Raw genomic sequence first — 25706 nt, 5'->3', positions numbered from 1 at the left:
GTGGCCAGACCGACGATCGCCGACATCGCGATCCGCGCGGGTGTGTCCAAGGGGGCGGTGTCGTTCGCGCTGAACGGGCGGCCGGGGGTCAGCGACGCGACCCGGGAGCGGATCCTGAAGATCGCCGAACAGATGAGCTGGCGGCCGCACAGCGCGGCGCGGGCGCTCGGCGCGTCCCGGGTCGACTCGGTCGGGATGGTGATCGCCCGGCCGGCCCGCACGCTCGGCGTGGAGCCGTTCTTCGCGCACCTGCTGTCCGGCGTGCAGTCCGGCCTGTCCGCGGAGTCGATCTCGCTGCAGTTGCTGATCGTCGAGGACACCGCGACCGAGATCGAGGTGTACCGCCGGTGGTCCTCGGAGCACCGGGTCGACGGCGTGATCCTGGTCGACCTGAAGGTCAAGGACCCGCGGATCGACGAGCTGAAGGCGCTCGAGCTGCCGGCCGTGGTGATCGGCGGACGCGGCGGCAAGGGCGCGCTCGCCTCGGTCTGGGCCGACGACCGGGACGCGATGCTGTCGATCGTGGAGTACCTGGCCGCCCTCGGTCATCGCCGGATCGCCCACGTCGCCGGTACGCCGCTCTTCCAGCACACCGTGCGCCGGATCAAGGCCGTCCGGGACGCGGCGCCCCGGCTCGGCCTGGTCGATGCGCCGTCGCTGACCACGGACTTCAGTGACGCCGAAGGCGCGGCGACGACCCGCAAGCTGCTGTCCCAGGCGAGCCGGCCGACCGCGATCGTCTACGACAGCGACGTGATGGCGGTGGCCGGCCTCGGGGTGGCGATGGAGATGGGCGTCTCGGTGCCCGGCGACCTGTCCATCGTGGCCTTCGACGATTCGATCCTGACCCAGTTGATGCATCCCGCCCTGACCGCGCTGTCCCGCGACACCTTCGAGTTCGGCCGGCAGGCGGCCGAGGTACTGCTCGAGGTCATCGCGGATCCCACCCGGATCATCAACCGCCGCACCGCCGACCCGGTCCTCACCGTCCGCGAGTCCACCGCTCCCCCGGCGTAAACTTGGCGCAACAGCCTAAACCGATTTAGCATCCTCGGCATGCTCTCGGATCCCGTCACGCCCCGGTTCGGCGCGAACCACGTTCCGTCGGCCGGGTGGTTCTACAGCTGGCTCGACTACGACGGCGACGCGGTACGGCGGGACTTCGCGGATCTGGCCGGGATCGGGCTGGACCATGTCCGGGTGTTCCCGGTCTGGCCGTGGATCCAGCCGAACCGGGCGATCATCCGTGAGCAGGCGATCGAGGATCTCCTGGACACGATCGACGCCGCCGCCGAGCACGGGCTGACCGCGGCGGTCGACCTGATCCAGGGCCACCTGTCCAGCTTCGACTTCCTCCCGTCATGGGTCCTGACCTGGCACAGGACCAGCCTGTTCTCCGATCCCGCGGTCCGCGACGGCCTGACGACGTACGTCGACACCGTCGCCCGCGCGGTCGCGACCCGGCCGAACGTCTTCGCGATCACGCTCGGGAACGAGGTCAACAATCTCTGGCCGGACAGCGCGACCACAGCGGAGACCTCGACCGGCTGGGCGCAGGACCTGCTGACCACGCTGAAGAAGGCGGCACCCGACGTACTCGCGCTGCACTCGGTCTTCGACGACGCCTGGTACAAGGCCGACCACCCGTTCCACCCCGTTGATGTCGTGGAGCTGGGTGACCTGAGCACTGTCCACTCGTGGGTTTTCAACGGGGTCTCACGAGTGGACGGTCCCCTCGGGCCGGCCACACTCAGCCACGCGGACTACCTGGTCGAGTTGGCCGCGGCGACCTCGCTCGATCCGCGACGACCCGTGTGGCTGCAGGAGATCGGCGTACCCGGGCCGGACATCCCCGTGGACCTTCAGGCCGAGTTCACCCGGCGGACGGTCGAACTGGTCATCCAGAACCCGGCGCTGTGGGGCGTGACCTGGTGGTCCTCACACGACATCGACCGCAGGCTGCTCGACTTCCCGGACCGCGAGTACGACCTGGGTCTGTTCAGCGTCGACCACCAGCGGAAGCCGGCCGCACAGGCCCTGGCGGACCTGATCGCCGAGGTACGGGCGAACGGCGTACGGGCGCAACCGGCGACGAACACGCTCACCGCACCGGCCAACCTGCGCACGGAGCCGCACCGTCGTCCGGAAGTTGCCCCCGGCAGCGAGTTCCACCGGCAGTGGGTCGCCGCGCGCGCCGACGGTCCGATCCGGATCGCCCTGCCTTAGGACTCGCGGTTGATCAGGACCTCGATCCCGTCCAGGATCCGGGTCAGCCCGAACTCCAGGTCGTCGTCGAGGCCGTCCTCGTACTCCTGATTGGTGTAGAGCGCGGTCAGCATCGGGTAGCCACCCTCCATCAGCCGCGGGACCAGGAACTCGCCGACCTGCTCGGCCTGGACGGGCGTGTCCACGGCAGCCCCGAGCTGCCGGGCCAGAACGCCGTAGTTGCGGGCGAATCCGTCCAGGAGCATCAAGCAGCCGAGCATGTCGTGCTGACTGAGTCCAGTGCCGTCGAGGGCTTGGAGCATCGCCTCCATCCAGCGCATGACGTTCGGCGTCACGGGCGCGCCGCGGATCGGGATGTCGAGCAGCCAGGGGCGTTCGGCGTACAGCTCGACCTGCGCGGTGACCCACGCGGTCGCGGCCTCCCGCCAGCCGGACGGCAGCTGGGGCGGCGGGCCGACAGCCTTGTCCTGGACCAGCACGATCAGCTCGTCCTTCGACCGCACGTAGCGGTACATCGCGTTCGTACTGACGCCGAGCCGGGCCGCGATCCGCTGTAGCGACACCGCCTCGAACCCGTGACTGTCGCCGAACTCGATCCCGGTCGCCACGATCTGCTCGACCGACAACGCCGGCTTCGGCCCGCGCCGCTGCACCGGCTGCACGCCCCAGGACAGGGCGAGCCCCGGCGGCAACTCCCCGCGGTCCTCGGTCATGCCCTCCATCTTCGCGCATCACGGCCCCGGCCCAGAGGGGTGCTAGCACCACCCCTGAAACGGGTCCTGAGCACCGGGCGGACAAAACTGTTCAACCCATACGCTGTTTGACGTCCAGACAACCCCGTCAGGACAACCCTCGAAAGGAATCCTCCGATGAACACCATGCTCGAACCGCTGCTGCTGCCGGACCAGGTCGACCTGAGCGACAACGACCGCCGTACGGCCGTCGCCAAGCTCGACCGAGCCGTCCGGAAGGGCACCTTGACCCCGCCGCAGGCCGGCGACCGGCAGGACCTGTTGCTCGAGGCCCGCACTCGCGGCGACCTCCACCAGGTCTTCGACGGCATCGCCGACGCGCTCCCGCCCCGCGGTCTCACCGTCGCGCTGCGAGCGGTCAGCGCCGTCTGGCTGCTCACCTGCGTCGTACAGTTCGTGATCTGGGTCGTACTGGCGGCCTTCGGTCACTTCGACTGGCCGTGGTGGCTGTGGTCGGACATCGGCCTTGGCCTGGTCGTCGCCGTCGCGTGGTGGACCAACGAGTCCTACTACCGCAAGACCGATGTGCTGGTCACCCGATGAGCGCCCCGGTCCAGCTCACCGATGTCCGCAAGGTGTACGGCACCGGTCCCGGCGCGGTCACCGCGCTGGGCGGTGTCACCTACGGCTTCGAGGCCGGCACCTTCACCGCGGTGATGGGCCCGTCCGGCTCCGGCAAGAGCACGCTGCTGCACTGCGCCGCCGGCCTCGACGCTCCGACGTCCGGCGATGTACATCTGACCGGACGATCCTTGCGCGGCCTGGACGAGACCGCCCTTACCGAGCTGCGGCGCGAGCACGTGGCCTTCGTCTTCCAGTCCTTCAACCTGATGCCGGCCCTCACCGTCCGGCAGAACGTCGTACTGCCGCTCATGCTGGCCGGGAAGTCGCCGGACGAGGCATGGGTGTCCGAGGTGATCCGGCGGGTCGGACTCGGTGACCGCACCCGGCACCGGCCGAGCGAGCTGTCCGGTGGTCAGCAGCAGCGAGTCGCGATCGCCAGAGCACTGGCCGGACGCGCCGCGATCACATTCGCGGACGAGCCGACCGGCGCGCTGGACACGGTCACCGCACTCGACGTCCTCGCACTGCTCCGCGACCAGGCCCGCACACTCGGGCAGACCGTCGTGATGGTCACCCACGACCCGGTCGCGGCGTCGTACGCCGACCGTGTCGTCTTCCTGGTCGACGGTCGGATCGTCTCGGAGACGTCCACCCCACCGCAGAGGCCGTCGCCGCGGAGCTCGCCCAGCTCAGCGCCAGCCGCTACTCACCGTCGGAGACCTGAATCATGATCCGCCTCGCCATCACCACCCTGCGGTACCGGACCGCTGCCTTCCTCGCCATCCTCGTCGCCGTCTTGCTCGGCGGTGCCCTGCTCAGCGCGGCCGGCGGCCTGCTCGAGACCGGCCTCCGGCTCAACGCACCGCCCCAGCGCCTCGCCGCCGCGCCCGTCGTCGTCACCGGCGACCCGGCGTACCACCCGCCCAACGGTTCCGGCTCGGCCGCGTTCCCCGAGCGCCACCGCGTCGACGCCGACCTGGCGGACAAGCTCGCCGGTACGCCGGGAGTCGCGCAGGCGATCGCGGATCGCTCGTTCCCGGCCGTGATCACTCCCGGCGCGGATGCACTCACCGGACATGGTTGGGCGTCCGCGGCCCTGACGCCGTACCAACTGACCGCGGGTCAGGCGCCGCACACGGGTCAGGTCGTGCTCGATCAACGCCTGGCCGGCACGTCCAAGCCCGGCGACCGGATCAGCGTGACCGTCAACGGCCGGCCACAGACCTTCACCCTGGCCGGAATCGCGGCCGCTCAACGTCAGGTCGACGTACCGTCGGTGTTCTTCGCCGATGCGGACGCGGCCCAACTGGCCCCTGGAGTCGACGCGATCGGTGTGTTCCCTGCGGATGGGACCTCGGCGCGTGATCTGGCCAAGCGCCTCGAACTCCCCGACGGCGTACGAGCGTATGCCGGAGACGACCGGGGCGTCGCGGAGTACAGCGGGATCGCGACCAGTCTTCCGCTGATCATCATGTCCGGCGTCTTCGGTGGGATGGTGGCCGTGGTGATGGCACTCGTGATCTCGGCCACGATCGGGCTGTCGGTCCGGCAACGCCGGCGCGAACTCGCACTGCTGCGGGCCAGCGGCGCAACGCCGCGGCAGGTCGGCAAGATGGTGATCGCCGAGACGATGGTGGTCGGGGTGATCGGTCTGGTCCTCGGACTGCTCTGCGGCCGGTTCGCCGGTGACTGGATCTTCGGGATGCTGGCCGATGGCGGGATCGTGCCGTCGCAACTGCGGTTCGACCAAGGCCCGCTGCCGTTCGCGGGTGCGGCTCTGCTGACCTTCGCCGTACTGCGGATCACGGTCGGCTTCGCCGCCGGACGCGCAGCTCGGATCCGGCCGATCCAGGCGCTGGCAGAGGCCGCCGTACCGGAGGTCGCACTGGGACGCGTCCGGTTGATCATCGGCGCGGTGTTCGCGGGAGCGACGGTGTCGATCGCGATGTCCACGCTCTTCATGAGTCCCACCAACGCTGCGGCGATCGGCGGGCCGGCGGGTCTGACCGGATCCATCGCGGTCGCGATCCTTGCACCACTGGTGATCCAGCGGGCACTCGTGCCACGGCTCACCGCGCTGATCGAGAAGCGCGGGACCAGCGGAGTTCTCGCGGTGATCAACCTGCGGGTCCGGGCCGTCCAGTTCGCCGCGATCCTGATCCCGATCACGATCGCCACGACCATTGCTCTCGGCAACATCTACGCGCAGACCACCCAGCAGAAGGCGGCCGTCGAGGCGTACACGGACAACCTGGCCGCGGATGTCGTCGTGACCAGCACGTCCGGTGGGATCCCCGCCTCGCTGACCGACAGTGCGCGGTCCCTGCCCGGTGTCACCGCGGTGTCCGAACTGGTCCGCAGCAAGGGCTGGATCGAGGAGCCGTACGACACCTCGCACACCAGTGATGCCTGGCCGCTGCTCGGCCTGAGCGGACCGGTCTACAAGGGAGAGGTCACGAAGGGTTCGCTCGACGACCTGACCGGCGACACCGTGGCGCTGCCGCCCGGTACGGCGAAGAAGCTGAAGGTCGACGTGGGATCGGAGATCGGGGTGCGCCTGGGCGACGACGCTCTGGTGAAGCTCAAGGTGGTCGCCCTCGCTAAGGGCCCGTCCGGCTACGAGTCGATCCTGCTGCCCGCCGCACTGCTGGCCTCGCACACCACGACCGGACTCCCCAGCCAGCTGCTCCTCAAGACTCACGACCAGGAGGCCACGATGAAGTCGATGGTCCTGTCGGAGTGGCCGGGATCGAGCGTCGGCGGCCGGGATCTGCTGGCCTCCGGGTACGACGCCGGCCTCGGGGTCGACGCCTGGATCGGGTACCTGCTGGCCGGGATCGCCGTCGCCTACACGGCGATCGCGTCGATCAACACGATCGCGGTCGCGGTCCTGGACCGCCGGCGGGAGTTCGGGCTGCAACGGCTGACCGGCTCGACCCGGCGGCAGGTGGGCCGGATGCTGACCCTCGAGGGTCTCGTGATCGCGGCACTCGGTCTCGTCCTCGGGCTCATCGCGGCGGCGTTCACCGTGCTACCGATCGCGGTCGCGACCCGCGGCTGGCCGATCCCGTCCGGTCCGGCCTGGATCCTGCTCGCCTGGGTGGCCGTGGTCCTCCTACTGGTGCTGCCGACCACCGCGATCACCGGCCGGATCGCGCTCAGGTCGAAGCCTATGGATGCGCTCAGCTCAGCCGTTGGCTGATTCGATCCATGCGAAGCCGCCGTCTTCCAGGCGTACCACCTGGAGGCCGGCGGCCAAGCGCCGTACGTCGTCGGTCTCGATCACTCCGGTCGCGGGACCGGCGATGTCGAGGACGATCGCGGCGGCCCCTTCCTGGATCGCCGCGGTCGCGACCAGTTGGGCCTGCGCGGGCATCGGCCGGGCGTCCGGGCTCCAGCGGGTCAGGCTCTCGGTGCCTGTGAAGGCGAGCAGTGCGTTGCGACCGTCCTGTCCCTGCAGCAGCGCAACCGCCATGTCCGAGGTCTTGTCGTGTGCCAGCCCGTTCTCGTCGTACTCGACCTCTCCGAGCATCGCCACCACGGGCACCAGCAGCCGTGCCCTGGTCAGCGCCGCCAGGGTCGCACCATGGTCACGCTCCGCGAGCGCACGAGCCAGCGCGGGGTCGGCCGACCCGTCGTCGTTGTCGAACCCGGTGAAGGCCAGTCGGCGTTTCGGAGGCTGCACCCCGTCATTGTCCCCGCCGGACCTCCACCACTCATCAACCGGGCCGGACCAGGGCCCGCGACGCCCATTTGAGCGTGCCGAGGGCGGTGGCACCGCAGTTGGTGAGTGCTGGGGGTCCGGAGCGGGGTTTCAGGGTGGTGTCAGGGCTCTTCCCCTCTTGGTTCCGCGCCGGACTGTGCGAGCCTGGGTATGTGCCTGACTTCAACGATCTGACGCTGCTGCCGTTCTGTGTGGGCCTGACCCTGCTCGGCCTGATCGGCTCGTGGACCGCCTGGCGGCGCCGCGGGGCGGCGGCCGGGACGCGTGGAGTGGCCTGGTCCCTGTTGCCGGTGTCGCTCTACCTGACCGGCCTGCTGGAGCTCGTCTGGGACGTGGTCCGGTCGACCGTCAGCTGGGTCACGCACCTGATCTTCTCCCCCACGGTGTGGTCCGGGGTCGCGCTGTTCGGCGTCTCGGTCGTGCTGTACGTCGTCTCCGGCGTGGCCAAGGGCCGGCGTGGCGACACAGTCAAGGCACCCAAGGCCGAGAAGAAGCCCGCCTCGCCCGCGGGTGAGCTGACCGCCACGGGTCCCGCACCCGCGTCGGCCGCTCCCGCCAAAGCTGCCAAGCCGGCCAAGGGGTCGAAGGCGAAGCAGCAGGAATCGTCGGAGTTCGACGAGATCGAGGACATCCTGAAGCGCCATGGAATCAACTGACCACCCCGTTGACCACGGGACCCCCCTGACCATCGACGCTCTGCTGGACAACGTCCAGGCCGCACCACCCCGGCTCGGCCGGACCCGGCTGATCGGCATCGACGGACCGGCCGGCTCCGGCAAGACCGGCCTCGCCGCGAAGATCCAGGCCCGGGCCGAGGCCCGCGGGCTGCGCACCGGCATCATCCACATGGACGACCTGTACGACGGCTGGACCGGAGCCGTCCGCGGGTTCGGCCTGCTCCGCGACCACGTACTGCAGCGGATCGCCGACGGCCGCGAGGGCCGGTACCGCCGCTACGACTGGGACCTCGGTGCGTACGCCGAACTCCACGTCGTACCGGTCACGGTCGAACTGCTCGTGGTCGAGGGCGTCACCTCGTGCGACCGCGACGCCGACCGCTGGCAGTCGCTGCGGTTGTGGGTCGAGACCTCGAACGAGGTCCGGCTGGACCGTGGCATCGCCCGTGACGGCGAGGCCCTGCGCGACCACTGGCTGGACTGGATGCGCTGGGAGCGCGATCATTTCGCCGACCAGGAGACCCGTTCCCGCGCGCACGTCATCGTCGACGGCGACCCGGCTGTCCCGCACGACCCGGCGCTGGAGATCATCCCGAAGTCGGTGGCACTCCCGCCGCACGACTCGGCGGCCTCCTGACCACGATCAGCCGGGCGCTGGGATGGTGGGTCCACTCACCCACGGGTGCTCGCTCGAGGTACTGCATCCGTAGCTCCGCCATGTAGTCGTCGCCGTGCGCCAGCGCGAGTGCGCGCAGCGGCCCGGCGCGGTGAACCGCATCGAAGTACGTCGCCGCGTCCGGGTGGGTCATCGGGTGGGAGACCATCTCGTCGCGCTCGATCTCCGCGCCGGCGAGCGCCGGGACGAGTTCGTCTTCCCAGGGACGTCCGGCGTTGTCTCCGACGACCGAGTCCAGGAGGGCGAACGGCCCGGTTTCCTCAGCGACATCGGGCCAGTAGACGACGCACAGGCGGCCGCCCGGGCGAAGTGCGTCGTACCACGAGGCGATAGCGGATCGCGGATCCGGCAGTTGCTGCAGGCCGAAGACCGAAACGACGGCTGCACAGAAGCCCAACCAGCGCGGATCGAGAGTCGCGGCGTCACCCTGGACGAGCTCGACGTCGGCGTCCGGCAGCCGGGCCGCGCGTTCGCGCGCCAGCCGCACCATCCCCGCCGACAGGTCGATGCCGACGATCCTCCGCCCGGGAAAGCGTGGGGCGAGCAGGTCGAGCTCGGGGAACGTGCCGCAGCACGGCACGAGGATCGGGCCGTCGGGTACGTCGCCCACCGCGTCGACCGCCGTCCTCACCCAAGGCGCGAAGCGCGGAACGAAGTACACCTCGTAGCCGGCGGCTGCCTCGTCCCAGCCCCGGGCGATCCTCGCGAGGCGGTCGGTCACGGCCCCTCCAGGCCGTCCCAGGACCAGCGCGGAATGCTCATGCCTTCGGCCACTTCGTCGGTGGAGTGGTGATACATCGTGTTCCAGGTCGCCCACGCGAAGTAGTCGTGCAGCACCCCGCGCAGGCGATCGTCCCCGGCGAGACCGGCATCGCGCAGCGCCTCGTCGAAGCAGTCGACCGCCCGGCGGTTCATCTCGTCGTGCTCGCCGTTCCCGCTGTGGATCCGGACCACCGACGTCTCGTCGCCGTAGATCCCGGAGTACGACGCCGGCCCGCCCAGCGCCTCGCTCCAGTACGCCGCCAGCCGCTCGGTGTGATCCGGGCGGAACCCGTGACTGAACGCGTGGCTCACGACCTCGTCCGCCATCACTCGCTCATGCCAAGCGTGCGCCAGCCGGAGAATTCCCTCTGTCCCACCCGCAGCCTCGAAGACCGTCGTCATGCCGATGAGTCTTGCACTGCCCGCCGACAGTCGTCGAGACGATCACGGATATGAGTCCGTTCGGGTTCCGACCCGGCCAGCTCGAGCGCTTGCCTGTACGCAATCATTGCCTCAGGCAACCGGTTGAGCCGGTGCAGGAGGTCGGCGCGGGCCAGCGCGTAGGGGTGGTACTTCTGCAAGCGTGGCGCGTCGGACAGCTCGTCGAGGAGGGCCAGACCTGCCTCGGCGCCGTCGCGCATCGCGACCGCGGCGGCGCGGTTGAGCGCGACCACCGGAGACGGGTCGATCGCGATCAGGACGTCGTACAGGGCGACGATCTGCGGCCAGTCCGTGCCGGCGAAGTCACCCGCCTCGTCGTGCAGGGCGGCGATTGCGGCCTGGACGGCGTACGGTCCGGCCGGGCCGCCGGTGAGCGCGGCAACCACCAACTCCCTGCCCTCGGCGATCATCTCGCGATCCCACCGGCTGCGGTCCTGGTCTTCGAGCAGGACGAGTTCGCCGGCGGGGTCGCTGCGCGCGTCCCGGCGGGCGTGGACCAGCAGCATGAGGGCGAGCAGGCCGGTGACCTCGCGCTCGGCCGGAAGCAGACGGTGCAGGATCCGGGCCAGCCGGATCGCCTCCTCGGCCAGGTCGAGCCGTTGCAGGAACGGGCCGGAGCTGGCGGCGTACCCCTCGGTGAAGACCGAGTAGATCACCTGCAGCACTCCGGGCAGCCGCTCCGGCAGTTCGTCCGGGCCTGGCACCCGGAACGGGATGCGGGCCTCGCGGATCTTCGTCTTCGCCCGGACGATCCGCTTCGCCATCGTCGCGGTCGGCACGAGGAACGCCCGCGCGACCTCCGGCGTACTCAGCCCGGCGAGGCAGCGCAGCGTCAGCGCACCGCGGTCCTCGGCAGCCAGGGCCGGATGCGCACAGGTGAAGAACAGCTCGAGCCGCTCATCCGGTAGCCCGCCATCCGCAGACGGGACCGGGTCGGCGCGGTCCGCCTCGACCTGCAGTACGGCGAGCTTGGCGGCGTACACCTGGTCGCGTCGCAACCGGTCGACCGCCTTGCGCCGCGCGGTGGTCATCAGCCAGCCGCCGGGGTTCGGCGGGACTCCGTCGACCGGCCACCGCACCAGCGCCGCTTCGATCGCCTCGGAGGTGACCTCCTCGGCCAGGTCGAGGTCGCCGAAGCGCCGGGCGAGCGCCGCCAGCAACCGGCCGCGCTCCTCCCGGAACACCTCCTCGACCTGGTCCATCCTCAGAACTCCGCGACCGGCCGCACCACGACAGATCCGCCGCCCCGCGACCCCGGACACTTCGCGGCCCAGTCCAGCGCCACGTCCAGATCCGGTACGTCGATCACGTAGAACCCACCGAGCACCTCACGGGTCTCGGCGTACGGCCCGTCGGTGACGGTGCGCTGGCCGTCGTTGGCGACCTGGACCCGGGTCGCGGTGACCAGATCGGCCAGCGACTCGGCGGCAACGACGACTCCGGCGTCCTGGATCTGTTTGTCGAACCGCATCCAGTCCTCGGGCTCGCAGCCGACCACTCCGCCGCTCACGTCGAGCTCACCGGCGTTGATCAAGAGCAGATACTTCACAGTGGAACCTCCTGTCAGCCTATGTACAGCATCTCTACGAACGGGCGCGCGACCTATGGACAGGACGCCCCGAGAATTTGTCAGGATGGGTCCATGACCACACAGGTATGTCCGTCCGGTGAGCAGTGGACGCTTCGATCCGGCGGGTACGCCGGCACCGTGGTGAGCGTGGGCGGTGGTCTCCGCGGGCTCACGTACGACGGCCGCCAGGTGGTGCTCGGGTACGGCGAGGACGAACCGGCGCACGCCGGGATCGGCCAGCACCTGTTCCCGTGGCCGAACCGGATCACGGACGGGAAGTACACCTTCCAGGGTGCCGATGAGCAGCTCTACCTGACCGAGCCGGCCCGGCAGAACGCGATCCACGGGCTCACCCGCTGGGCCAACTGGGAGCGCGTCGACGACGGCACCGATGAGGCGGTCGTGGAGGCCGGTCACCGGCTGCACGGCCAGCCCGGGTACCCGCACCAGCTCGATCTCCGCCTCGCCTACCGCCTGGCCGATGGACTCACCGTGACCGCCACCGCGACCAACATCGGCGCGAGCGACGCGCCGTACGGGTATGGAACGCATCCGTATCTGAGCGTCGGCCGGGCGATCGACGAATGCGTGCTCGAGTTCGCCGCGAACGACTGGCTCGAGGTGTCGCCGGAGCAGCTGACACCGATCGGGCTGTCACCGGTGCAGGGATCGCCGTACGACTTCCACACCGGGCGGGTGATCGGCGCGCTCGACATCGACAACGCCTTCACCGGGCTCGGCGGCGGCTCGTGGTCGGTGACGCTCACCGATCCGGGCACCGGCAACAAGTCCGTCCTGACCAGCGACACCCCGTGGCTGCAGCTCTACACCGGCGACGCGATCGGGCGTACGGCGCTCGCCGTCGAACCGATGACCTGCCCGCCGAACGCCTTCATCACCGGGCACGACCTGGTCGTGCTGAAGCCCGGTGAGTCGCACACGACTACGCTCCGGATATCGGTCTAGGCCCGGCGCCGTGCTGCCGGGCCACTGCCGCCAGCTCTTTGGCGGCCCGGCTCGCCCGTGGCCCCTCGGCCGCCTGCACCGCGAGGATGCCGATCCGGTTGCTGTCGGCATCGAACAGCTGGAGCCACGCGTCGCCCGGCCGGAACCGGAGCGCCGTCACCTCGGACCAGCGCAGCGTGTAGGACTTGAACACGTTGCGGATGTGCAGCCTGTCCGGGTACGCCGTCACCCGCAGCGTCGTCATCCGGTAGAGGATCCACAGCACCGCACCGAAGAACGCCAGCAACGTCAGCCGCTGGAACCAGCTGAACGACTCCCGGGCGTCACCCGGCAGCCGGACCCAGATCACACCGAACACCGCGATCAGAGACAGCCCCATCACGCCGGCCATGAGCGCCACGATCCGCGGATGGAACGTGAACAGCCGATCGGCGGCGGCCATGTCAGATCCCGGGTCAGATCCGGCAGGCGTGGATGTCCGTGGTGAGGATGGCACGCGCGCCCACCTCCCACAGCTGGTCCATCAGCCGCTGGGCGTCGGCCCGCTGGACCATCACGCGGACGGCGACCCAGCCCTGCCGGTGCAGCGGCGAGACCGTCGGCGACTCCAGACCCGGTGCGACCGCGGTGGCCGCGTCGACCGCCTCGGCCGGGATGTCGTAGTCCATCATCACGTAGTTGCGGGCGATCAGGACGCCCTGCAGGCGGCGTACCAGCTGCTGTATGCCGTTCGGCGGGGTCTCCACGCCGTGCCGCTTGATCAGCACCGCCTCGGACTTGAGGATCGGGTCGCCGAAGACCTCGAGTCCGGCCTGGCGGAGCGTCGTACCCGTCTCGACGACGTCGGCGATCACGTCCGCGACGCCCAACTGGACGGCCGACTCGACCGCGCCGTCGAGGCGGACCACGGCGGCGTCGACGCCGTTCTCGGCCAGGTGGTCCTGCAGCACCCCGGCGTACGAGGTGGCGATCCGCTTACCGGCCAGGTCCTTCACCGAGTCGGCCGCACCGGGCGGACCGGCGAACCGGAAGGTGGAGCTGCCGAAGCCGAGCTCCATGATCACCTCGGCGTCGGCGTGCGAGTCGAGCACCAGGTCACGGCCGGAGATGCCGACGTCCAGCGTGCCCTCGCCGACGTACACGGCGATGTCGCGGGGGCGCAGGTAGTAGAACTCGACCTCGTTGGCCGCGTCGGTGAGGGAGAGCTCCTTGGTGGTCCGGCGCTGCCTGTAGCCGGCCTCGGTGAGGATCTCGGTGGCGGCTTCGCTCAGCGAGCCCTTGTTGGGTACTGCGACGCGCAGCATGGGACTGCCCTTTCTGAAGTGAACCGGTGACTGTCGGAGGGGTTCCTACAGATGTCGGTACACGTCGTCGAGGTCCAGGCCGAGCGCGTGCATCATCACCTGGGTGTGGTAGAGCAGCTGGGACAGCTCCTCCGCGGCCCGCTCCTTGCCCTCGTGCTCGGCGGCCATCCAGGACTCGGCGGCCTCCTCGACCAGCTTCTTGCCGATCGAATGCACGCCGGCATCCAGCGCCGCCACGGTCCCGGATCCCTCCGGCCGCGTCCGCGCCTTCTCACCCAGCTCGGCAAACAGCTCCTCGAAACTCTTCATCGCGCGCCCAGCCTAGAGGGCCGCTCCCACTCCCCGCCCCTCAGGTCCGCCTACCGGACCCGCCCTGTGAGTTACTGGGCCATGGACGAGCGAGTGCAGATCTCAGTGATGCTGGCGGTCTCGGACGCACCGGCCGCCGCGGAGTGGTACGCCCAGGCCCTCGGAGCCGAGCAGCTGTGGAACCTCGGCAGCGTGATCGGCCTCACGGTCGGCGGCGCGGCCTTCTTCCTCGGCGAGCCGGGCAACAACGGATGGGACACACCTGAGGGCACCGGTGCGCCGACGGTACGGATCGAGGTCTTCGTCGACGACCCGGACACCTTCATCAACCGTGCCGTCGAGGCCGGAGCCGACGGAAGCCGGGACCCGGTCCGCAACCACCAGATGCCCTGGGGACCGCACCGCCAGGGGACGTTCGTCGATCCGTTCGGGCACTTGTGGTTCGTGGGCGACAGGTCTCCGCTACAACGCAACTGAGGCGGCCTCGAGGGTCCGTGGGGGTGAATGCGCGTCCACGTAGTACGCGTGCCGCTCGGACAGGAGTTGTTTGATCATCGCGTAGTCGACGCTGTCTTCTGACGTGCGCTGGTGGTACGGCGGTGGGTAGAAGGCGTCGCCGATGAGTACGACCCCGGAGTCGACGGCCACCAGGGAGTCCGGGGCGTGGTTGCCTCCGACATGACGCAGTACGACGCCCGTCGGAAGGGTGAGGGTGTCGTCGAAGGTCTGGTCGGGGACGACGATGCGGAAGTCGGTCCAGTCGGGGACGGCGAGGGCGCGGGCCCGGAAGCTGGGGGCGAGTTTCGGGTTGGCCTTGACCTGGTCATGCAAGTACCGGTGGCTCCATGGGCGTTCGGCTTCCGCGGTCAGGATCGGCACCGCGGACGAGTGGGCGACCACTGTCACGTCCGGCCAGGCGCATGCGCCCCACGTGTGGTCCCAGTGGTGGTGCGTGTAGATCAACCACCGTGGCGCGGGCAGACCGGCGGCTGCGATCGCTGCCTGGATCTCACGGGCATGTTCCGGGCTGTTGCCGGCGTCGATCAGGACGCTGCCCCGGTCGTCGGCGATCACCGCGACCGACGGGCGGATCGCGTCCGGGTCGGGATCGTGCGGGTACAGCCAGACCCGGCCGTTCAGGTGTTCGAGCACCTGGCCGACGATAGCCGCATGCAAACTCCCCGGAGACTCCGCGACCTCGGCGTGGTCGTCGGCACGCTGCCGACCGGCCCGCGCAATGCGATCACCGACGTACCCGGCGTCCGCGTCGGCCAGACCACGATCGCCACCGATGACCTGAACACCGGCGTCACCGCGATCGTGCCGGACGGGTACGCCGACGGGTTGCCCGCGGCTGTGGCGGTGGGCAACGGGTACGGCAAGCTCGTCGGGAGCACCCAGGTGGATGAGCTGGGCCGAATCGAGACGCCGATCCTGCTCACCGGAACGCTGAGTGTGTTCCGGGTCGCCGACGCGCTCGTCACCTGGCTGATCGAGCGCGACCCGAAGGCGACCAGCCTCAACCCGGTCGTCGGCGAGACCAACGACGCCTTCCTCTCCGACATCCGTCGCCGCCCGATCACCCCCGAGCACGTCCACGCCGCCCTGGACTCGGCCTCCACCGACCTCCCTGCCGAAGGCTGCGTGGGAGCCGGCACCGGCACCACAGCCCTCGGCTTCAAAGCCGGCATCGGTACGTCGTCCCGCACCATGGAGCAGGGTTCGGTAGGGGCGATCGTCCAGTCGAACTTCTCCGGACTGCTGACGGTGCTGGGCAGACCGGTTCCGGCTGTGCCGGTGGATGCCGACGGCAACTCGTGCATGATCGTCGTCGCCACCGACCTCCCACTGGACGCCCGCCAACTGGGCCGGCTGGCCCGCCGCGCGGTCTTCGCTCTCGCCCGCGTCGGCTCCGACTACGCCCCCGGCAGCGGCGACTACGCGATCGCCTTCACCACCAACCCCACCACCGGCTACCAGGACAAGGATCTCCGCGCCCCGTTCCAAGCCGTCACCGAGTCGGTCGAGGAAGCCCTCCTCAACTCCCTCACCATGGCCCGCACCACCAAAGGCCACCGCGGCAACACCGCCCAAGCCGTCCCCCACGACCGCATCCGCGCGGCGGCCGGATAGGAGCTCGCCGCCCGCCGGACCTCGGACACACCATGCGGGGACCTCGGACAGGTCATTTCGGCTCTCGTGACTGATGTGTGGGCGACACGTGTGACGCGCCGCGGCCCTGGCTTTGGGCTGTGTCTTGTCGGGGTCAACTCAGCGGCAGGTGGTCGTCGAGTCGTGGATGCAGGCGCGGTTCAGCGTCGGTGGCGAACCGTGATCCACGAACCGATCCCCGACACCGCGCTCGCCACGGCAGCGCAGAAGCCACGACAGGGAGCGAGCCCCGGGCGGGGTCCGGCGTACAGCTCGACAGGAGGTGTCGGTCCAGGGACCAGGTCGGCTGGGGTATTCACGCCTGAGACCGGCCGGATCGCGTCGACACGTCCTGTCGAACTGCACGACCGCATCCCCTCAACCCCCACCCACGCCGACGATCACCCGGCCATCGAGCAGGAAGCCGGATAACCCCTCGACCTGCTGGTTGTTCGCTCGAATTCCTGCCGGACAACCAGCAATTCCAGGGGTTGTCCGTTCATATCGCAGGGTGCCGTGCGCCGGCCGCACCGGGCTCGCCCTCGGACGGCTTTGCGGTGGGGCCGCGGACAGGAACCGGGAACTGCGGACAAGGTATTTCCTGCCCGCGGTCCCCCGATGGTGTCCGCGGTCCCCAGATAGTGTCCGCGGCCCGACATCGGGCGGCGACCGGGCGGCCACGGGTCGTGGGTCAGGTGTGTACGACGATGGCCGGCGTCGGGTGGTTCATGGGGGCTCGGTGGCTGAGGGTGGCTCCGATCAGCGAGCCGAAGGCGAGTAGCGCGGCGACGGTGCGGATCAGGTGGGCCACTTGCCAGTGGTCGCGGACGGTTGCCCAGTCGGCCGGTGGATTCTGCACCGACCACGACGCCTGGTCCGCGTTGATCGGCAGGTTGATCGCCAACGTCGTCGCGAACACGAGCATCAGCAACGCGACCGCCACCAGCACCACTCGTCGATCGTTGCCCCGGGCCCGGATCGCCAGCACCACCGTGGTCACGATCGCCGGAATCAACGTCACCGAAGCGAGTGTGTCCAGGGAGTCCAGTTCCACCAGCCGTACCTGCGTGTAGACCGAGCCGTTGAAACCCCGCAGCGAGTTCTCCAGCACCAGCACACCCAGCAGGAAGCCGGCGAAGAGCCCGCTGAACAGCAGACTCGCGCCACGGATCAACCGGGACATCAGTACGCCACACCGATCGGCTGATCGAGGGTTGTCGGGTCGTCGAGGACGGCGAGCATCAGGTGGGCGACATCGGCTCGGGAGATGAAGTAGCCGCGGGTGACCGAGCCGCCGACGACGGTGCGGTAGGTGCCGGTCAGAGGTTTGTTGTTCAGCTTGGGCGGGCGGACGAGCGTCCAGTCCGTGCCGCTGCTCATGATGTCGGCCTCCATCACGCGGAGGTCGGCGTACACGTCGGCCGCGAAGGCGTTGATCATCGGATGGACGACGCGCCGGTTCAGGAAGCTCTCGTCCGGCGGCATCGGCCCGAGTGGCGCCGCGCTCACCGCGACGAAACGGCGTACCTGGGCGGCTGCCATCGCGGCGAGCATCGACCGCGTGCTGCTCGACGCGACCGCTCCGGACTTGCGTCCACGAGGGCCGACTCCGGAGATGACCGCCTCGCTCCCGTCCACCGCGTCCCGCAACGGACCGGCCTCGTCCAGGCCCGGCACGCGGACCACCTCCAGCGACGAGTGTTCCAATTCGAACGGCGACGACTGCCGAACCACCGCCGTCACCTTGTGCCCCGCGTCGAGCGCCTGACGTACGACGTGACCGCCGATCCCACCCGTCGCCCCGAACACTGTGATCCTCATCCGACTCCTCCTGCGCTACCGTGATGTTCTCTGCAACTCATATAGTACGGAAATCATAATATATGGAACAGACATCATCAGGTGACGCGCGCCACGATCCACGCGACCGTCGCCGCGCCGGGAACGAGATCAAGGCCGCGCTGCGCGACCTCCGCATCCAGCTCGCCCTGCTGAACCACCAGGTCGGCGGCAAGCTGGCGCTGAAGGACGTCGACCTCGACTGCCTCGACGTACTGGCTCGCAGCGGCCCGCTGACGCCGAGCGCGCTGGCACGGCAGGCGGGTCTGCACCCGGCGACGCTGACCGGGATCCTGGACCGGCTCGAACGCGGCGGCTGGATCACTCGCGACCGGGCCCGCGGCGATCGCCGCAGCATCACCATCCGGGTCCTGCCCGATCGGGGCGTCGAGGTCTTCCGGCTCTACCAGCCGATGATCAGCGCGATGGACGACCTGCTCGACGACTACTCCTCCGACGAGCTCGACGTGATCGCCGGTTTCCTGCGCCGCAGTACCGAGGCCGGCCGGACCTCCACCGAGAAGCTGGCCGGTCAGGACTCGTAGACGTCGAGCAAGGTGTGGGCGAGGGCCGCCAGCTCGGCCCGCAGCTCCGGCGGCTCGAGCACCTCTACCGCGTTCCCGAACCGGCAGAACGCGGCGGCAGCGTTGGGGATCGACTCGATCGGCACAGTGACGGTCACGCTGCCGTCCTCGGCCGGCTCGGCGGCCGCAACCGCCTTCACCAGCAGGGGAAACGACACGTCGTGCATCTTCGCGGCGAGCCGGGCGGAGACCCGGACGACAGCCTGCCCGGTGAACCGAACCTGATCGAACTGGTCTAGGTGCTCCTGCCAGAATCCCGCCAGGTCGAACCCCTCCGACCGTTCGAACTCCTCCTCGGTCGGCGTCAGCTCGAGGATGCTCGACACCCGATACGTCCGCATCCCGTTGGCCGTCGCGGACACGACGTACCAGCTGCCGTTCTTCAGCACGAGGCCGTACGGCTCCAGCACGCGCTCGACCTCGCGCGGCGCCTCCCAACGCCGGTAGAGCACCCTGATCCGCCGGTCGTGCAACACGGCATCGGCCACCTGCGCGAGGTACGGCGATGTCTCGGCGTCCTGGTACCACGCGGGCAGATCCAGGTGGAAGCGGTTCTTCAGCCGCCCGGCCCGGTCCCGCTGGTCGGGCGCCAGCGCGGCCAGCAGCTTCAGTTCGGCGGCGCTCGTCTGCTCGGTCAGCCCGAGGGCCGCGGCCGCGCCGGGCAGGCCGACCAGGAAGAGCGCGGCGGCCTCCTGCTCGTTCAGTCCGGTCAGCCGGGTCCGGTACCCCTGGACCAGGCGATAGCCACCCGCCCGCCCTTGATCGGCATACACGGGTACGCCGGCCGCCGCGAGCGCGTCGACGTCGCGGTAGATGGTCCGGAGCGAGACCTCCAGCTCGTCGGCGAGCTCACGCGCGGTCAGCTGCCTGCGGGTCTGCAGCAACAGCAGGATCGACAGCAGCCGGCTCGAACGCATGCCCTGAGGTTATCCTTTTAGGCTGCCATGGTTTGTCAGGTTTCACGGCCACGCTGGCTGCATGACGACTTGGACCAAGGTGACCGGCGACTTCGACTTCCTGAACGGGTACTTCGACGTCCGGCACCGCACCCTGAAACAGGCCTTCGCCGGTTGCGACGAATGGCAGGAGTACGACGGGACGACCACGGCGCACACGTACTTCGACGGCGCCATCAGCATCGACGAGATGCGCTTCCCGGCCAAGGGGTCGTACGGGCTCTCGGTCCGGCTGTTCGACCCGGTCGCGAAGGAATGGAGCATCTGGTGGGTCGACAGCCGGACGATGCGGCTGTATCCGCCGGTGCGCGGCGGCTGGTCGGAGGACGGGTCGAGCTGCCGGCTGGTCGGTGACGACGAGCTGGATGGCAAGCCGATCCTGTGTAGCTACGAGTGGTCGGACATCACCGAGACCACCGCGCACTGGGAGCAGGCCTACTCCAACGACGGCGGGAAGACCTGGGAAACCAACTGGATCATGGACTTCACCCGACGCGACACTCCCCCGCCGCCGCTCGACGTACCCAAGCTGACCGGCGACTTCGACTTCCTGGTCGGCCGGTGGGACATGCACAACCGACGCCGCAAGCCGGCGCTCGGGGAGCCGGCCGAGTGGTACGAGATGCAGTCGGAGATGGAAGTCACGACGTACTTCGACGGTGCTGTGAGCTTCGACGAGGGTTGGTTCCCGACCGAGGGCTTCCGCGGCGCGACACTACGGATCTACAACCCGTCGGCAAAGACCTGGGCGATCCACTGGATCAACAGCCTCCGGGGCCAACTGGAGACACCGGTCATCGGAGCGTTCGGCCCCGACGGCACCGGCATCTTCGAAGGCCCGGACGTGTGGGACGGCCAGCCCATCGACGTCCGCTTCACCTGGACCCCCGGGGTCGACAAGGCCGCCTGGGAACAGTCCTTCTCGACCGACGCCGGCCAAACCTGGATCCCCAACTGGAAGATGAACCACACCAGAATCCAGTAGAGGTTTCTTCCCCACACGTACTACGCAGCACGCGTGGGGAAGAACCAACTACAGCTCGCGGATGGCGAGGAGGGTGGAGAGGGCTGCTTGGGTGGCTTCGTAGCCTTTGTCTTCTCGACTGTCGGGGAGGCCGGCGCGGTCCAGTGCCTGTGGGTCGTTGTCGCAGGTCAGTACGCCGAAGCCGACCGGGATGCCCGTGGTCACGCCGACCTGCATCAACCCCTCGGTCGCGGCCTGGCAGACATACTCGAAGTGCGGGGTGTCACCGCGGATCACCACGCCCAGAGCGATCACGGCGTCGTACCCGTTCTTTGCCGCATGCAGGGACGCGACCGGCAGCTCGAACGACCCCGGCACCCGCACCACGGTGTAGTCGGTCACGCCGGCATCGTCGAGCGCACGGACCGCGCCGGCGACCAGGGCGTCAGTGACCTTCGGGTGCCATTGGGCGGCGACGACCGCCACCCGGGCGCCCTCCACCCGGGGGATCTCGATCGAGGGTGCTCCACTGCCCGACATCAGCCGGCTCCGTTCTCTTCGGTCAGCAGCCCGCCGGGCAGGTGGTGGCCCATCCGGTCGCGTTTGGTGCGCAGGTACCGCAGATTGTGCTCGGTCGGGTCGATGGAGATGCCGCGGCGCTCGACCACGTCGATGCCGTAGCCCTGCACGCCCGCCAGCTTGTCCGGGTTGTTGGTCAGCAACCGGACTTCCTTGACGCCGAGATCCGCGAGGATCTGCGCGCCGGTGCCGTAGTCGCGTGCGTCCGCGGGCAGCCCGAGGTCCAGGTTCGCGTCGACCGTGTCCCGGCCCGCGTCCTGCAACTCGTAAGCCTGCAGCTTGTGCAGCAGCCCGATCCCACGCCCCTCATGCCCGCGCTGGTACACCACGACGCCACCCTCGGCCGCGACCTGCCGCATCGCCTCGTCCAGCTGCGGACCGCAGTCACACCGCAGCGAGCCGAACACATCACCCGTTAGGCACTCCGAGTGCAGCCGCACCAGAGTCGGCCCGTCGCCGATCTCACCGCGCACCAACGCCAGCTGCTCAGACCCGTCCACCGTGTTCCGGTAGCCATGGGCAACAAAATCCCCGTACCTGGTCGGCAGCGTAGTCGTCGCCACCCGCTGGATCTGGGTCTCGTTCAGCCGCCTGTACCGGATCAGGTCGTCGATCGACACCAGCACGAGCCCGTGCTCGTCGGCGAACGTGCGCAGCTGCGGGCCGCGCTTCATCGTGCCGTCGTCGTTCACCAGCTCCGAGATCACCGCCGCCGGGGTCAGCCCGGCCAACCGGGCCAGGTCGATCGAGGCCTCTGTGTGCCCCGGCCGGACCAGTACGCCGCCATCACGGCCACGCAGCGGGAACACGTGTCCCGGCTGGACCAGGTCGTACGGCTCGGACGCGGAGTCGGTCAGCACCCGGATCGTCCGGGCCCGGTCCGCGGCCGAGATCCCGGTGCTGATGCCGTCGCGGGCATCGACCGAGATCGTGTACGCCGTCCGCATCCGCTCACGGTTGTGCGGGGTCATCAGTGGGATGCCGAGCCGGTCGAGCTCCTCGCCCTCCATCGGCACGCAGACCACGCCGGAGCTGTACCGGATCAGGAACGCCAGCAGCTCCGGCGTCGCCTTCGACGCGGCGAAGATCAGATCGCCTTCGTTCTCACGGTCCTCGTCGTCGACGACGATCACCGGACGGCCGGCGCGGACCTCCTCGATCGCATGCTCGATCGTGTCGAGCTTCAGCACGGTGCCCATGTCAGCCCACCACCACAGGTTCTGGAGTCACAGCGCGCTCCTTGTTCTGGATCTTCCACCAGGACGCGAATCCGACGATGCAGAAAAGCCCGTAGACGACGTACATGGTGGCCGACGGGTAGAACTTCGACTGCACGAGCAGCGGTACGCCGACCACGTCGACGGCGATCCAGATCAGCCAGAACTCGACGAAGCCACGCGCCATCCCGTACGTCGCCAGGATCGAACCGGTCAGGATCCACGCGTCCCACTGCGGTCCCCACGAGCCCAGCTCGCGCAGGACGACGTACGCGATCGCGTAGAGGACGACGCCGATGCCGAGCAGCTCCATCCGCTCCCGGGCGGTGGCCCAGCGCGGCTGGACTCCCGTCGCGGCGCCTTGGTGACGGGTCTGGTACCAGCGGTACCAGCCGTAGAGGCTGACCAGGGCGAAGAACACCTGGCGGCCGGCCTGGCCCCACAGGTCCTTGTCCTGCGGCGTGTCGAACACGCCGCCGACGAAGACCGTGAACAGCAGAACGTTGCCGACGATGCCGACCGGCCAGGCCGAGACCATCCGGCGCATGCCGTACAGGGCGCTGGCCAGGCCGAACCCGTTGCCGACGATCTCCCGGATCAGTACCGGGGAGCCGGCGATCGTCACCTGCTCGTGCAGCAGCCAGTCGAGCGGGTTCACTTGGTGCCTCCAGCAAGTAGTCGTTCCACGTACTTCGCGATCACGTCGACTTCGAGGTTGACCGTGTCGCCAACCTTGTTCCGGCCCAGCACGGTCAGCTCGAGCGTGGTCGGGATCAGGCTGATGCCGAACGTGCCGGTCTCGTCGTCCACATCGGTGACGGTCAGCGAGACGCCGTCGACCGCGATCGAGCCCTTCTCGGCGACGTACTTGAGAATCTCCGGCGCGGCCGCGACCCGGACTTCCTCCCAGTGCTCGGCCGGCGTACGGCTCGCGATCGTGCCGACCCCATCGACGTGGCCCTGCACGATGTGGCCGCCGAGCCGGTCGTGCGCGGACACCGCCCGCTCCAGGTTGACCTGCGAACCCTTGGCAGCCTGGCCGAGGCTGGTGCGCTGCAGGGTCTCGCGCATCACGTCGGCGGTGAAGGTGCCCTCGCCGGTCGCGACCACGGTCAGGCAACAGCCGTTGACCGCGATCGAGTCGCCGTGGCCGGCGTCCCCGGTCACCTTGGGGCCGCGGATGGTGAGCCGGGCGGCGTCACCTTCGAGCAGGTCGAGCGCCTCGACGGTGCCGAGTTCCTCGACGATTCCGGTGAACATTCAGTGCGTCCTTTGCGGTTCGAGCGGCGTCAGGATCAACCGGACGTCGTCGCCGAGGCGAGTGACGTCCGCTAGCTTGAACCGCCGCAGGTGGTGGATCGATTCCGCGCCGAGGTCGCCGATCGCGGCGAACCCCGAGCCGAGCACGGCCGGGGCGACGTACGCGACGAGCTGGTCGACGAGTTGCGCGCGCAGGAAGGCGGCGGCCAGGGTCGGCCCGCCCTCGAGCCAGAGGTGCCGGATCTGCCGATCGTCGAGCTGGCGGAGTACCTCGGCCGGATCATGCGTCGGCAGCAGCAGGGTCTCGGCGCGGTCGTTGCGAACTCGTGCGGTCGTCGGGATCTCGCGGTCGCCGACGACGACGCGCAGCGGCTGCCGCCCGGCCGGTACGTCGTTCTCGTCGCGAACGGTCAGCTCCGGGTCGTCGTCGAGCACGGTCTGGGTGCCGACAGCAATCGCGTCGCACTCGGCCCGCTTGCGGTGTACGTCGGCCCGGGCCAGCGGACCGGTGATCCACCGGCTGGTCCCGTCCGGTGCGGCCGACCGCCCGTCCAGGGTTGTCGCGAACTTCCAGGTGACGAACGGCCGTCCGGTCCGGACGCTGTGCAGCCAGACCTGGTTGACTGCCTCAGCCTCGGCTTGCAGTACGCCTTGCTGGACGGTGATGTTCTTGCGCCGGAGCTTCTCGGCGCCTCCGGACGCCTGCCTGTTCGGGTCCGCGACGGCGTACACGACGCGGGTGATCCCGGCCGCGATCAGGGCGTCCGCACACGGCCCGGTCCGGCCGGTGTGATTGCAGGGCTCCAGCGTCACGTACGCCGTACCGCCGCGGGCCGCCGATCCGGCCATCCGGAGGGCTTCGACCTCGGCGTGCGGGCCACCGGCAACGGCATGGAAGCCCTCACCGACCGGATGGCCGTCGGGGCCGGTGATGACACAGCCGACCACCGGGTTGGGATGGGTGGTGCCGATGCCGCGTGCGGCCAGCTCGATCGCACGCCGCATCCAGGCAACATCGATCGGCGAAGCGTTGTTCACTCACGGTCCCTCGTCGTCACGGACGCACTCCGGGGCCATGACAACCGGCGCGGCAATCCCCGCCGTCCGGCCGGTCCTCAGAGGATCGAGGCCACGCGTTCACGCAGGCTCATCACCCACATGCCGCGCCGTCCGAACGCCGGAGCTCTCCCGCCGATCGCGTGCGCCTCCCATCCGGACTTTCACCGTCGGTCCCGGAATTCCACCAGGTCAACCGACCGCCAAACCGCAGCGGCCGGGTCGCGGACTGTCACCGCCGGCTCGGAATTACACCGACCCCGGAGCACGCGAGTGGGTTCACTCGTGCTTCAAGTATGCCCTCCCCACCAACCCGCACCACGACCCAGGTCACATCCCGGTCATTCCCACCCACCGACCGGTCCTTCCCACCACCGATCCTGGGCGGATTCGGGGCGTTCGTGTCCGGCGGGGCGGTCCCCCGGACCCTGTACCTTCTTGCCGGTGGAGGCGTTTGCTGGGCGGTATCGGCTGATCGACCTGATCGGGACCGGCGGGATGGGGTCGGTCTGGCGAGCGTGGGATCTGAGGCGGTCGGCGTACGTCGCCGCCAAAGTCCTCGGGCAGCACGACGCGGCCTCCCTCCTGCGCTTCGTCCGGGAACAGTCCGTGCGGATCCAGCACCCCCACGTGGTCGCGCCGCACGGATGGGCAGCTGACGACGACAAGGTCGTGTTCGCGATGGATCTGGTCCGCGGCGGCTCTGTCGCCACCCTCCTCGGCGACCACGGTCCGCTCCCAGCGTCGTACGTCGCCGTACTGCTCGACCAACTCCTGCACGGCCTGTCCGCAGTCCATGCAGCAGGCGTCGTCCATCGCGACCTGAAGCCGGCGAACCTCCTGCTCGACGTGACCGGAACCGGCCGCCCCCACCTGCGCCTGTCCGACTTCGGCGTCGCCGGCCTGATCGGCGAACCACGCATGAGCCGCACCAGCACAATCCTCGGCACCCCCGGATACCTCGCCCCCGAACAACTAGCCGGCGCCGACCCCGACCCCCGCCAAGACCTCTACACCATCGGAGCCGTAGCCCTAGATGTACTCGGTCACTAGGTTGGTGACAGTCGGCTGGTTGGCGGGAGGCCGCCGAGTGCGGTGTGTCGGCGTTGATTGTTGTAGAAGTCGAGCC

General features: G+C 69.4%; 31 protein-coding genes and 1 riboswitch. Of the genes, 13 read left to right on the top strand and 18 right to left on the bottom strand.

Annotation, left to right across the window (positions count from 1 at the left end; translation table 11 throughout):
- Together ACIBG5_RS42735 and ACIBG5_RS42730 are read left to right on the top strand one after the other, a co-directional pair.
- A complete protein-coding gene (locus ACIBG5_RS42735; RefSeq protein ID WP_396397835.1) occupies window positions 1–1017 on the top strand; it encodes a LacI family DNA-binding transcriptional regulator in 1017 nt (338 codons plus the stop codon).
- 39 nt (window positions 1018–1056) lie between these two features.
- Window positions 1057–2226 carry a glycosyl hydrolase gene (locus tag ACIBG5_RS42730; protein ID WP_396397834.1) on the top strand — a complete coding sequence of 390 codons (1170 nt, stop codon included), beginning with the start codon at window positions 1057–1059 and terminating at the stop codon, window positions 2224–2226.
- On the opposite strand, the gene ACIBG5_RS42725 is transcribed toward ACIBG5_RS42730, so the two are convergent.
- Window positions 2223–2939, bottom strand: coding sequence for a TetR/AcrR family transcriptional regulator (locus ACIBG5_RS42725; protein ID WP_396397833.1), 717 nt, complete (start codon window positions 2937–2939; stop codon window positions 2223–2225). The two genes, ACIBG5_RS42730 and ACIBG5_RS42725, sit on opposite strands and share 4 nt — an antisense overlap.
- A gap of 156 nt (window positions 2940–3095) precedes the next feature.
- Between ACIBG5_RS42725 and ACIBG5_RS42720 the strand changes: the two genes are divergently transcribed.
- The 3 genes from ACIBG5_RS42720 to ACIBG5_RS42710 are packed head-to-tail and all read left to right on the top strand — an operon-like array spanning window position 3096 to window position 6744.
- Window positions 3096–3521: a DUF1707 domain-containing protein gene (locus ACIBG5_RS42720; protein WP_396397832.1), complete on the top strand. Its 426-nt coding sequence runs from the start codon at window positions 3096–3098 to the stop codon at window positions 3519–3521.
- Complete coding sequence (locus ACIBG5_RS42715) at window positions 3518–4273, top strand: ABC transporter ATP-binding protein (protein WP_396397831.1); 756 nt, start codon at window positions 3518–3520, stop codon at window positions 4271–4273. The genes ACIBG5_RS42720 and ACIBG5_RS42715 overlap by 4 nt, the downstream gene beginning before the upstream one ends.
- The gene (locus tag ACIBG5_RS42710; RefSeq protein WP_396397830.1) at window positions 4270–6744 is read left to right on the top strand and encodes an FtsX-like permease family protein; all 2475 of its coding nucleotides are present in this window, start codon (window positions 4270–4272) and stop codon (window positions 6742–6744) included. Before ACIBG5_RS42715 ends, ACIBG5_RS42710 begins: the two co-directional genes overlap by 4 nt.
- Here ACIBG5_RS42710 and ACIBG5_RS42705 read toward each other — a convergent pair.
- The gene (locus ACIBG5_RS42705) at window positions 6730–7227 is read right to left on the bottom strand and encodes an SseB family protein (RefSeq protein WP_360444201.1); all 498 of its coding nucleotides are present in this window, start codon (window positions 7225–7227) and stop codon (window positions 6730–6732) included. The two genes, ACIBG5_RS42710 and ACIBG5_RS42705, sit on opposite strands and share 15 nt — an antisense overlap.
- A 191-nt stretch (window positions 7228–7418) precedes the next feature.
- Here ACIBG5_RS42705 and ACIBG5_RS42700 point away from each other — a divergent pair, with 191 nt between their 5' ends.
- Window positions 7419–7922, top strand: coding sequence for a hypothetical protein (locus tag ACIBG5_RS42700; protein WP_360444204.1), 504 nt, complete (start codon window positions 7419–7421; stop codon window positions 7920–7922).
- Window positions 7909–8580: a uridine kinase gene (locus tag ACIBG5_RS42695; protein WP_396397829.1), complete on the top strand. Its 672-nt coding sequence runs from the start codon at window positions 7909–7911 to the stop codon at window positions 8578–8580. The genes ACIBG5_RS42700 and ACIBG5_RS42695 overlap by 14 nt, the downstream gene beginning before the upstream one ends.
- Here ACIBG5_RS42695 and ACIBG5_RS42690 read toward each other — a convergent pair.
- Genes ACIBG5_RS42690 through ACIBG5_RS42675 form a run of 4 tightly spaced genes read right to left on the bottom strand, consistent with a single transcriptional unit; the run spans window position 8531 to window position 11371 of the window.
- Window positions 8531–9340, bottom strand: coding sequence for a class I SAM-dependent methyltransferase (locus ACIBG5_RS42690; protein WP_396397828.1), 810 nt, complete (start codon window positions 9338–9340; stop codon window positions 8531–8533). The genes ACIBG5_RS42695 and ACIBG5_RS42690 overlap by 50 nt on opposite strands.
- Window positions 9337–9783, bottom strand: a complete 447-nt coding sequence (locus ACIBG5_RS42685) for a group II truncated hemoglobin (protein ID WP_396397827.1) — start codon at window positions 9781–9783, stop codon at window positions 9337–9339. The genes ACIBG5_RS42690 and ACIBG5_RS42685 overlap by 4 nt, the downstream gene beginning before the upstream one ends.
- The gene (locus ACIBG5_RS42680) at window positions 9780–11024 is read right to left on the bottom strand and encodes an RNA polymerase sigma factor (protein ID WP_396397826.1); all 1245 of its coding nucleotides are present in this window, start codon (window positions 11022–11024) and stop codon (window positions 9780–9782) included. The genes ACIBG5_RS42685 and ACIBG5_RS42680 overlap by 4 nt, the downstream gene beginning before the upstream one ends.
- A 2-nt stretch (window positions 11025–11026) precedes the next feature.
- A complete protein-coding gene (locus tag ACIBG5_RS42675) occupies window positions 11027–11371 on the bottom strand; it encodes a YciI family protein (protein WP_396397825.1) in 345 nt (114 codons plus the stop codon).
- A gap of 93 nt (window positions 11372–11464) precedes the next feature.
- On the opposite strand from ACIBG5_RS42675, the gene ACIBG5_RS42670 reads away from it, so the two are divergent.
- Window positions 11465–12358, top strand: a complete 894-nt coding sequence (locus ACIBG5_RS42670; protein WP_396397824.1) for an aldose 1-epimerase family protein — start codon at window positions 11465–11467, stop codon at window positions 12356–12358.
- Here the strand turns inward: ACIBG5_RS42670 and ACIBG5_RS42665 are convergent.
- From ACIBG5_RS42665 to ACIBG5_RS42655, 3 genes are read right to left on the bottom strand one after another with little or no spacing between them, the layout of a single operon-like run.
- Window positions 12336–12800 (bottom strand): PH domain-containing protein, encoded by a 465-nt coding sequence (locus ACIBG5_RS42665; protein ID WP_396397823.1) that lies wholly within the window; start codon window positions 12798–12800, stop codon window positions 12336–12338. The two genes, ACIBG5_RS42670 and ACIBG5_RS42665, sit on opposite strands and share 23 nt — an antisense overlap.
- Window positions 12801–12813: 13 nt before the next feature.
- Complete coding sequence (hisG, locus tag ACIBG5_RS42660) at window positions 12814–13662, bottom strand: ATP phosphoribosyltransferase (RefSeq protein ID WP_396397822.1); 849 nt, start codon at window positions 13660–13662, stop codon at window positions 12814–12816.
- 45 nt (window positions 13663–13707) lie between these two features.
- Window positions 13708–13971 carry a phosphoribosyl-ATP diphosphatase gene (locus ACIBG5_RS42655; RefSeq protein ID WP_131516128.1) on the bottom strand — a complete coding sequence of 88 codons (264 nt, stop codon included), beginning with the start codon at window positions 13969–13971 and terminating at the stop codon, window positions 13708–13710.
- A 93-nt stretch (window positions 13972–14064) separates the two neighbouring features.
- Between ACIBG5_RS42655 and ACIBG5_RS42650 the strand changes: the two genes are divergently transcribed.
- Window positions 14065–14448, top strand: a complete 384-nt coding sequence (locus ACIBG5_RS42650; protein ID WP_396397821.1) for a VOC family protein — start codon at window positions 14065–14067, stop codon at window positions 14446–14448.
- Here ACIBG5_RS42650 and ACIBG5_RS42645 read toward each other — a convergent pair.
- Entirely contained in the window at window positions 14434–15123 is a 690-nt protein-coding gene (locus ACIBG5_RS42645; protein ID WP_396397820.1) for an MBL fold metallo-hydrolase, read from the bottom strand. The two genes, ACIBG5_RS42650 and ACIBG5_RS42645, sit on opposite strands and share 15 nt — an antisense overlap.
- Window positions 15124–15141: 18 nt before the next feature.
- Here ACIBG5_RS42645 and ACIBG5_RS42640 point away from each other — a divergent pair, with 18 nt between their 5' ends.
- Entirely contained in the window at window positions 15142–16104 is a 963-nt protein-coding gene (locus tag ACIBG5_RS42640; RefSeq protein ID WP_396397819.1) for a P1 family peptidase, read from the top strand.
- A gap of 709 nt (window positions 16105–16813) precedes the next feature.
- On the opposite strand, the gene ACIBG5_RS42635 is transcribed toward ACIBG5_RS42640, so the two are convergent.
- Both ACIBG5_RS42635 and ACIBG5_RS42630 read right to left on the bottom strand, forming a co-directional pair.
- Window positions 16814–17305, bottom strand: coding sequence for an anthrone oxygenase family protein (locus tag ACIBG5_RS42635; RefSeq protein WP_396397818.1), 492 nt, complete (start codon window positions 17303–17305; stop codon window positions 16814–16816).
- The gene (locus ACIBG5_RS42630; protein ID WP_396397817.1) at window positions 17305–17943 is read right to left on the bottom strand and encodes an NAD(P)-dependent oxidoreductase; all 639 of its coding nucleotides are present in this window, start codon (window positions 17941–17943) and stop codon (window positions 17305–17307) included. The genes ACIBG5_RS42635 and ACIBG5_RS42630 overlap by 1 nt, the downstream gene beginning before the upstream one ends.
- Window positions 17944–18005: 62 nt before the next feature.
- Between ACIBG5_RS42630 and ACIBG5_RS42625 the strand changes: the two genes are divergently transcribed.
- A complete protein-coding gene (locus ACIBG5_RS42625) occupies window positions 18006–18506 on the top strand; it encodes a MarR family transcriptional regulator (RefSeq protein ID WP_396397816.1) in 501 nt (166 codons plus the stop codon).
- On the opposite strand, the gene ACIBG5_RS42620 is transcribed toward ACIBG5_RS42625, so the two are convergent.
- The gene (locus ACIBG5_RS42620) at window positions 18494–19462 is read right to left on the bottom strand and encodes a helix-turn-helix transcriptional regulator (RefSeq protein ID WP_396397815.1); all 969 of its coding nucleotides are present in this window, start codon (window positions 19460–19462) and stop codon (window positions 18494–18496) included. The two genes, ACIBG5_RS42625 and ACIBG5_RS42620, sit on opposite strands and share 13 nt — an antisense overlap.
- Before the next feature lie 61 nt (window positions 19463–19523).
- Here ACIBG5_RS42620 and ACIBG5_RS42615 point away from each other — a divergent pair, with 61 nt between their 5' ends.
- Window positions 19524–20486 carry a hypothetical protein gene (locus ACIBG5_RS42615; protein ID WP_396397814.1) on the top strand — a complete coding sequence of 321 codons (963 nt, stop codon included), beginning with the start codon at window positions 19524–19526 and terminating at the stop codon, window positions 20484–20486.
- A 48-nt stretch (window positions 20487–20534) separates the two neighbouring features.
- On the opposite strand, the gene ribH is transcribed toward ACIBG5_RS42615, so the two are convergent.
- Genes ribH through ribD form a run of 5 tightly spaced genes read right to left on the bottom strand, consistent with a single transcriptional unit; the run spans window position 20535 to window position 24559 of the window.
- Complete coding sequence (gene ribH, locus ACIBG5_RS42610; protein WP_396397813.1) at window positions 20535–21005, bottom strand: 6,7-dimethyl-8-ribityllumazine synthase; 471 nt, start codon at window positions 21003–21005, stop codon at window positions 20535–20537.
- Window positions 21005–22243 carry a bifunctional 3,4-dihydroxy-2-butanone-4-phosphate synthase/GTP cyclohydrolase II gene (locus tag ACIBG5_RS42605; RefSeq protein ID WP_396397812.1) on the bottom strand — a complete coding sequence of 413 codons (1239 nt, stop codon included), beginning with the start codon at window positions 22241–22243 and terminating at the stop codon, window positions 21005–21007. Before ACIBG5_RS42605 ends, ribH begins: the two co-directional genes overlap by 1 nt.
- Window position 22244: 1 nt before the next feature.
- The gene (pnuC, locus tag ACIBG5_RS42600) at window positions 22245–22919 is read right to left on the bottom strand and encodes a nicotinamide riboside transporter PnuC (protein ID WP_396397811.1); all 675 of its coding nucleotides are present in this window, start codon (window positions 22917–22919) and stop codon (window positions 22245–22247) included.
- Window positions 22916–23521 (bottom strand): riboflavin synthase, encoded by a 606-nt coding sequence (locus ACIBG5_RS42595; protein WP_396397810.1) that lies wholly within the window; start codon window positions 23519–23521, stop codon window positions 22916–22918. The genes pnuC and ACIBG5_RS42595 overlap by 4 nt, the downstream gene beginning before the upstream one ends.
- Window positions 23522–24559 (bottom strand): bifunctional diaminohydroxyphosphoribosylaminopyrimidine deaminase/5-amino-6-(5-phosphoribosylamino)uracil reductase RibD, encoded by a 1038-nt coding sequence (gene ribD, locus ACIBG5_RS42590; RefSeq protein WP_396397809.1) that lies wholly within the window; start codon window positions 24557–24559, stop codon window positions 23522–23524. It abuts the gene before it with no gap.
- Window positions 24560–24716: 157 nt separating this feature from the next.
- A riboswitch (FMN riboswitch) is annotated at window positions 24717–24850 on the bottom strand.
- Between the two features lie 171 nt (window positions 24851–25021).
- Between ribD and ACIBG5_RS42585 the strand changes: the two genes are divergently transcribed.
- On the top strand, window positions 25022–25630 hold the full coding sequence (locus tag ACIBG5_RS42585; protein ID WP_396397808.1) for a serine/threonine-protein kinase: 609 nt from the start codon (window positions 25022–25024) through the stop codon (window positions 25628–25630).
- Window positions 25631–25706 lie beyond the last annotated feature (76 nt).

Origin of the sequence: Kribbella sp. NPDC050241 (assembly GCF_044459685.1) — a bacterium.
Lineage (GTDB): Bacteria > Actinomycetota > Actinomycetes > Propionibacteriales > Kribbellaceae > Kribbella.
The sequence above is the reverse complement of the archived record's forward strand: the minus strand, read 5'-3'. Positions and strand labels throughout refer to the sequence as shown.